Origin of the sequence: Lentisalinibacter orientalis (genome assembly GCF_040706535.1) — a bacterium.
In the GTDB taxonomy this organism is placed as follows: Bacteria; Pseudomonadota; Gammaproteobacteria; order Steroidobacterales; family Woeseiaceae; genus Lentisalinibacter; species Lentisalinibacter orientalis.
Map to the genome: position 1 here is coordinate 262172 of NZ_JAPDRJ010000006.1, position 7848 is coordinate 270019.

Genomic DNA, 7848 nt, shown 5'->3' on the forward strand with positions numbered 1-7848 from the left:
AGGCCGTCTAGACAGGAGGCGATATGATCAATAAAGGCAAGGTACAGACGGTGCTCGGCCCCGTTGAGCCGGATTCACTAGGGATTACGCTGCCTCATGAGCACGTGCTTGTCGACATGACCAAGGGCGCCTGCTCAGCGGATGCGCTGATCGAGGTGACCGAATCGGCGAAGGCCGCCGGTGCCATACCCATGGCGGGTTGGGAACCGGGTGAGGACGGACCCGGTACCGCGGCCAGCTGGCGGGAGAAATGGAATCGGCCGATCTGTCTGTCGAACCGCGCCGACATTGCGCGTAATTGGTTCTACTATGGTAACTATCGGATAACTTCTATCGATGACGTCATCGAGGAGGCCGGGCTGTTCAAACAGCATGGCGGTGGGTGCATCGTGGATCAGACCTCCATCGGACTGGCAAGGGATCCGGTGGGTCTGCAGAGGGTCTCACGCGCCGCTGGCATCCACATCGTTATGGCGACCAGCTATTACACTCATGAGTACCATCCGGAGCATGTAGATAATCTCGACACCGGAGAACTCCGCGAGCGAATAGTCCGGGACTTGGACACGGGTGTCACCGGAGGTATTCAGGCCGGCATCATCGGCGAGGTGGGGCTGAGTTTCCCGTTACATCCAAACGAAGAGAAGGTTCTCCGAGCCTCGGTGCACGCCCAGTGCGAGACAGGTGCCGCCCTCAGTATCCATCCCGGCTTCAGTCCGAAATCGGTCTGGGACGCCGTAAAGATCGTAGAGGAAGAAGGGGGTGACCTGGAGCGTACGATCATCTGCCATGTAGAGCACCGGTTGCCCTCCAGGCCGGCACCCGACTCGTTCGACACGACACCTTTTCTGGAACTGGCCAAAACTGGCGTCTACCTTGAACTCGATTGCTTTGGTTGGGAAGAGTCCTTCCGTCAGCGAGGCAAGATCGACATGCCGAACGACGCGATTCGTCTCAACTATGTTATGGCGTTGGCGGAAGCTGGCTATGAGGCGAAAATCCTGCTCTCCCATGATATCGCCCTGCAGCATTGGCAGAGGAAATACGGCGGTCACGGGTGGCAGCATATCCCAGAGTCCGTCACGGCGCTGATGCGCTACAAGGGATTCGAGGAAACGTTGATCACTCGGCTGCTGAGAGATAATCCCCGCGACATCCTTACCCTCGCGTGAACGTTCAGCGCCGCACTCTCTGCAGGCCTAACGTATGCCTGGGTATCAATCCGGAGTAATGAAGCGGACTTCTCCGCGCACCAATTCTTCGTCGCAATGCTGGCAGTAAGGTGTAATGCCTAAAGCGTGACCACACGTCTCATGATAGCGCAGAAACGGCAAACCAGATCGTGTAGGGAGCCACTTATCTCCCCAAAGTGCCAGCATCAGCGGCACGTTGTAATATGCGATCGTCTTCTCGGTGAGGATGTATTCGTAGCGGGCAGGGCGCTCCTGATAACGGTTGCGGGCCAACATGCCGTGATTCGCCAGATGACGGAGCCTGTCGGAAAGGATATTGCTCGCGATGTCGAGCTGGCTCTGGAAATTATCGAAGCGGGTCACTCCGAAATACGCGGCTGAGATTACAAGAAAACTCCATCGGTCGCCTATCGTATCGACCGAGCGGCCCAGGAAGATCTCGTTATCATTATCTTCGGTCGTGGTCGACGAACGGCGCGAGTCCGGCGTCTCGCTTACCATCACGTCATCGTAGCCCGGCCCACGTTCTATGATCACGTTATCGTAGCTGACGCGCTTGCCACAATGAGTGCAGGCGAATCGAGGCCGAGTGCGGTGCCCACAGCCAGTATGCTGCAGCTGTACCGGATGATCACTGTCGCGATAGATCCAGACGCTTTCCCAGTCCCAGACGCTCAGCGCCCATAGGAAAAGATCGGCGCCCTTATCCGTCAGCATATAGCGCAGACGTCGGGCTCCTTTGCCTACAGGCTGCTTCGTTAGTATTCCGATCGTGACCAACTTTTTCAGCCGGCTACTAAGGATGCTTGGAGAAATTCCGAATCGGACCTTCCAGTCGTCGAAGCGCTCCACGTCGCAGAAGGCGCTGAGAAGTATCAGCAACGTCCAGCGGTCGCCGATCTCATCGAGGGCACGCCGGACCGAGCCCTTAAGTATTCGATCTTCCATTACCATCGACAGGGTATGATCCTTAATGCGCTAGATACTTTTAAAAAAGAAGTTGAAATACCGCACTTTGGTCGCTTCCGCCAAGATTCGTACGGCAACGCTTCCTCCCCGATTGTACTCATCTTACGTCGGTTTTTTAGCACTAACGTCAGTCGCGAAGGGCGCGATGCCCTTAACGCGCCTCGTAGGGCTCCATCGATCTGGTATTCGCACCATACTTGCATTAAAATACTTATTGTTACACGCCGTATTCGGATGCCCGATAGGCCTGATCACGTCCGGAGCCAATTGACAGGATGATTATATGCTGGCGGTGGTGCGATTGTTTATAGGAACAGCGGTTATTGCGTGGTCGGGCCATCGAGCTTTCGCTTAAGTCGAGTGGGTTAGTGATCTACAGGTGCACCGTCGCAAGAGGCAGATCATCGCCCTTTTTGCCGAGGCGATGTATCGCATCAGTACTATTCTTGGAGGTGAAAGCAAAATGCCACGAATGACTCCCAGTGAAGCTTTCGTCGAGACTCTGGTTGCGAATGGAGTTACCGATGTATTTGGCATCGTCGGCTCGGCCTACATGGATGTCTTGGATATTTTCCCAGCCGCCGGTATCCGGTTCATTCCCACGGTGCATGAGCAGGGCTCGGCGCACATGGCGGACGGCTACGCCCGGGTGAGCGGTCGCCACGGCGTCTGCATCGCGCAGAATGGCCCGGGTGTCACGAATTTCGTTACGGCGATCGCCGCAGCCTACTGGGCGCATACGCCGGTCGTTGCTATCACACCGCAGACGGGCGCGAACAGTATCGGTCTCGGGGGCTTTCAGGAAACCGACCAGCTGCCCATCTTCTCGGAAATCACGAAGTTCCAGGGCCATGTCAACGGCCAGGGGCGCATGGCGGAGATCGCCGGACGCTGCTTCGACAGGGCCATGCAGGAGAACGGGCCGGCGCAACTAAACATCCCGAGAGATCTCTTCTACGGGGACATAGACGTGGAGATCCCCCAGCCGGTCCGGATCGAGCGTGGTCCAGGTGGGAGCCGGAGCCTCAAAGAAGCCGCGGAACTGTTGGCCGGAGCCGAATTCCCTGTGATCCTGTCCGGCGGCGGCGTCGTCATGGGCGATGCCATGGATCCGTGCATCGAGCTCGCAGAGTATCTTGGCGCGCCGGTAGTCAACTCCTACCTGCACAACGATTCGTTCCCTGCGAGCCATCCACTATGGTGTGGACCGTTGGGCTATCAGGGTTCGAAAGCCGGCATGAAACTCATCTCCGATGCAGACGTGGTCCTGGCGCTTGGCTCGAGGCTCGGCCCGTTTGGGACGCTGCCTCAGCACGGGCTGGATTACTGGCCGAAGGACGCGAAGATAATCCAGATCGACTGCGATCAGCGTATGCTCGGACTGGTGAAGCCGATCTCCGTGGGCATCTGCGGTGACGCGGGGGCGGCGGCGACCGAACTCCTCGCGCGGCTGAGAGAGCGGGAGGACGTGGCCGCTCTCGGCTCGAAAGCTCAGCGGGCGGAGCGCATTCGCGCTGAGAAGGCGGCCTGGGAAGAGGAACTGGATGCCTGGACGGAGGAGCGCGACCCTTGGAGCCAGGAGGTCATGGCCGACAGCCCGTACCTGCATCCCCGCCAGGTCCTGCGCGAGCTGGAGCGTGCGATGCCGGCCGATGCCATGGTATCGACCGACATCGGCAACATCTGCTCTGTCTCGAACAGCTATCTGCGTTTCGACAGACCGAAGAGCTTCTTCGCCGCGATGAGTTTTGGCAACTGCGGCTATGCGTTCCCAGTCATCATGGGAGCCAAGGTCGCAGCGCCCGACCGTCCGGCCGTCGCTTACGTGGGTGACGGCGCCTGGGGTATGTCACTGATGGAGACGCTAACCTGCGTGCGCGAGGGAATCCCGGTTACGCCGGTGGTCTTCCACAACAAGCAGTGGGGCGCTGAGAAGAAGAACCAGGTGGATTTCTACAGCCAGCGCTTTCTCGGCAGTAACCTGGAGAACCCCAGTTTCGCGGAGATCGCGAAGGCGATGGGAGCGGAGGGTGTCGTCGTGGAGCGGCTGGACGACGTCGGAGATGCCTTCAGCGCGGCCTGCGCCGCACAGAAGGAAGGCAAGACGACCGTCCTCGAGGTCATGGTGACCCGGGAACTTGGCGACCCGTTCCGGCGCGATGCGTTGTCGAAGCCGGTGCGCTACCTCGAGAAGTACAAAGACTACGTCTAGGGAGTCTCGTAGACGGTACCTCGGTCCCGCGGCGCATGATCTCAGTACTCGCGTACGGCCTTGAACTCCACGTCGGCAACCTCCAAATGGGATCTCGCCGCATCCAGGATCATGACACTTTCGGCGATTCGTCCCAAGCTGCACGGGCACCGCGCACGTCCTGGTCGGCAGCCGTTTCCTAATACGGAACGGTGAGCTCGTGGGGAAAGAACTCAGAGCTACCCGGGCGGACGCATCCTGCGGTAGCGGCTTGCGCTGACATCCCGTCGGAAGTGGGAAAGTGCGGCGCTAGACGAGGATCTCGTTAAACGCCGCTCGGGCGGATGCCGCTGCGCCTTCCGTCCCGATGGTGCCGGGCGGTGTGGCGCCGTCACCGACGTTATACAGATTTCGGATCGGTGTGGATACCGGCATCATGCGTCCGGCCCAGCGATGCATTCCCGGACCCTGTCCCGAGTGCCGGGCCTTGACCAAAAATTGTGCATTCCCGAGCTGCCCGGGGAAGTTGGCCTCCAGCTCGGTGATGGTCGTAGCCAGATCTTTCTTCAGGTCGGTCTTTGCCGCGTGACGCGGAGCGCCGTAGGCCGTGTGCAAGAACTTGCCCGGAGGCGCCAGCTCCGGCGATATGATCGATGGTATCTCAAGGTAGATTAGATTGCGGCAATTTCCAAAAACCAAGCTTCCATCGAATCCCTCGATGAGTGGCTCGTTGGTGACGAATGAGACATGTAGGATGGGTGCCTCGTGTGGCCATGCGTCAAGCCGCGCCAAGTAACCCTGATCAAATTGCCCGCGACCCCCGGCCAGTTTGATGGTGCGGTCCGGACCGGTATTGGAGAGCACGAATTCAGCATCTACCGTCTCGCTAGGCCCGCCCTTAGTCTTGAGCATGGCACCGGTGACACGCCCATCACGGCTGAGTATGGCTTGACAAGTCGTATGTCGACGGATCTCCGCACCGCGCGCTTCGATGGCGGCGGCCAGCGTCTCCATCAAGGTGCCGTTACCGTGCTGTGCCAGACCGAAACGACTGCCACGACTGCTATATTTCAGGAACCGGAAGAACTCCCCCGCCGGAATCTCATGCAGGTTGGTGCCCATCAGGGCTGCACAGAATCCTTGAAACAGCCCTTTCACGGCGGCATTGTCCGTGTGGCTGTCAAGCCAGTCACGGAAGGTTGACCTGTCGTCGGGGATGTCCGCGAGCGCGTTTCGGAATTTGGCGAACAGCTGCCCAGCCTTATTGCTGTCACCTTCGAAAGCAAATTCGAGCATGCCAAGTAGACCACCGCCGGTCTCGGGCAGATCATAGTCGCCGTGCCCGAGGCGGTAGCGCATGCGGCCTGTTGTCTCGACCATTTCCATTTCGGCTCCCACAGCTGTGAAAGCTTCTCGGATCGCGCTCTTCTCTCCCATCGGAATCATGATTGCGCCGGTGGTTACCGTATAGGGGCCACGCTGACGATGGGAACACCTGCCCCCTATGTGCTGCGACTTCTCTATGACCAGAACTTTCATCCCGGCGGCAGTGAGCCGGGCCGCTGCGCACATTCCGCCCATGCCGGCGCCCACTACAATCGCATCGAATCTTTTACTCGCCATATCGGTCTAAGGAGCTTTCGTACAGTCTAGGCGCCCGGACGCGCTGCCGCCGCAGGTTCCTGTTCAAGTTCGCGTTGCAGATAATCGACGAGCTCCGTTTCGGTGCAGAGCGGGTTCCGAGTGTGCTCGAAGATATGGGTCTCCCTGGGTTTCCGATCGAACCAAATCGCCTCTTCGGGCGGGATTTCCGGACGTTCTGCAGCGAGCCAGAGAGCGGTATCGCCTCCCTGCAGTGGGCTCCGCAGTAGCACATTCTGGATCTTCCAGAAGACCGGTAGTGAGAATTTGACGCCGGGCGTTTTCGACCAGCCAGGGTGGGTCACGTAGCAGCGCAGGCCGTGGTCGCCGTACTTTCGGTTCCAGTAATTGGTCAGCGCCACCTGTGCGCGCTTGTGGAAGCCGTAGGCGACCTTCCCGCTGTAGCTCTCCGGGTCGAGCGTGTTCAAACCCTTGATGGACAAGGGCACGTTATACATGCCCCCCGACGACATGTTGACGATCGTGGCATCGTCAGCGAACAGTTGGGCGTTCAGCAGACCCTCCGTGAGCTGGAAATGGCTCAGGAGATTGGTTACGAAGCTTTTCTCCCTGCCCTCATCCGTGAGTTCGTGTTCGTTCAACAATACCCCTACGTTATTCATCAGAACGTTGATCTTCTTCCCTTCGGAGATCAGCCGGTCCAATAGCTTTTGGGTTTCACGCTGCAAGGACATATCCGTGGTCACTTCGGTGATGCGCTGCGCCGCATCGTTGGGGAGCTCGGCCACGGCATCACGGAGTTTCTCCGGCCGGCGTGCTACAGCCAGCACCTCTGCGCCGGCCCTCGCGGCTGTATGCATGATGGCTTTGCCAATCCCCGCGTTGGCCCCGGTAACAACCCAGTACTGGCCCGAGAAATCCCAGGGCCGCGACGAGCCCCAGGGTAATCCCCGCGCGTAATACCCGATCTTGGTGTAGTTGGGTGTGAATCGTCCGTAGAAGTTTGCGATTTTCAGAAGGGTTGCCGTGTCCATCGAGTACTCCGCTTAACTTGCAGAATCGAACCTAGATTACTGCGCTGATCACACTGCCGTCAACCGCCAGTTGACGGCCATCTGACTGCTGGCTAAAGTTGGGTTGCTCTATGAAAGTAACCGCGAGCGCCGTCGGGGGAGAGTCTGCACATGAGCGGCGAGCACGAAGAGATCCGACCGCCCTGGTTCGATCCGCGCATGCCGGACCGGGACGACTGCGTCCTGAAAGGCCTGCTGGACAGCCGGGCGGAGCGCTGTCCCGATCGCCGGGTCGCCCTGTTCGAGGACGGCACCGAGTGGACCTACGCGGAGTGCCGCCGCGAGGTCCGTGACACGGCCGCCGGGCTGCAGGCCCTCGGCGTCGGCCGCGGCGACCCGGTCATCGCCTGGCTGCCGAACGGCCGGGACATCGTCCGGGTGTGGTTCGCCGCCAATTACCTCGGCGCCATCTACGTGCCGCTGAACACGGCCTACCGGGGCGGCGTGCTGGAACATGCCGTCAACCTCACCGGCGCGCGGATCATGGTCACTCATCCGGACCTGGTCGAACGGCTGCAAGGGCTGACGCTCGAGAGCCTCGAGCAGGTGGTCTTGTCGGGCGGCGAGGTGCCCGCGGACCGGCCCGGTCTGCGCTTCCACGGCGCGGGCGCGCTGAACGGCGACGGCGAGGCCTTCGACGACTCCGCCGTGATCGAGCCCTGGGACATCCAGAGCGTCATCTACACCTCGGGCACCACCGGCCCGTCGAAGGGCGTGCTGTCGCCCTACCTGCAGCTCTATACGACGGCGGTCATCAACTACCGGATGGAGGACGGCGACGCCATCCTGGTGAACCTGCCGATGTTCCATGTCGGCGGCA

Annotated in this window: 6 protein-coding genes; 3 read left to right on the top strand and 3 right to left on the bottom strand. The window is 59.8% G+C overall.

What is annotated here, in order from left to right; translation table 11 throughout:
• The first annotated feature begins 23 nt into the window (after nt 1–23).
• Entirely contained in the window at nt 24–1172 is a 1149-nt protein-coding gene (locus ACJMK0_RS18725; protein WP_405240713.1) for a phosphotriesterase family protein, read from the top strand.
• A 45-nt stretch (nt 1173–1217) separates the two neighbouring features.
• Here the strand turns inward: ACJMK0_RS18725 and ACJMK0_RS18730 are convergent, their stop codons facing one another.
• On the bottom strand, nt 1218–2147 hold the full coding sequence (locus ACJMK0_RS18730; protein ID WP_405240715.1) for a winged helix-turn-helix transcriptional regulator: 930 nt from the start codon (nt 2145–2147) through the stop codon (nt 1218–1220).
• Between the two features lie 478 nt (nt 2148–2625).
• On the opposite strand from ACJMK0_RS18730, the gene xsc reads away from it, so the two are divergent.
• A complete protein-coding gene (gene xsc / locus ACJMK0_RS18735) occupies nt 2626–4374 on the top strand; it encodes a sulfoacetaldehyde acetyltransferase (RefSeq protein WP_405240744.1) in 1749 nt (582 codons plus the stop codon).
• A gap of 288 nt (nt 4375–4662) precedes the next feature.
• Here the strand turns inward: xsc and ACJMK0_RS18740 are convergent, their stop codons facing one another.
• Nucleotides 4663–5976 (bottom strand): phytoene desaturase family protein, encoded by a 1314-nt coding sequence (locus ACJMK0_RS18740; protein WP_405240717.1) that lies wholly within the window; start codon nt 5974–5976, stop codon nt 4663–4665.
• A 26-nt stretch (nt 5977–6002) separates the two neighbouring features.
• Nucleotides 6003–6989, bottom strand: a complete 987-nt coding sequence (locus ACJMK0_RS18745) for an SDR family NAD(P)-dependent oxidoreductase (RefSeq protein ID WP_405240719.1) — start codon at nt 6987–6989, stop codon at nt 6003–6005.
• Between the two features lie 150 nt (nt 6990–7139).
• Between ACJMK0_RS18745 and ACJMK0_RS18750 the strand changes: the two genes are divergently transcribed.
• A partial coding sequence (locus tag ACJMK0_RS18750; protein WP_405240720.1) for an AMP-binding protein occupies nt 7140–7848 on the top strand: 709 nt, incomplete at its 3' end.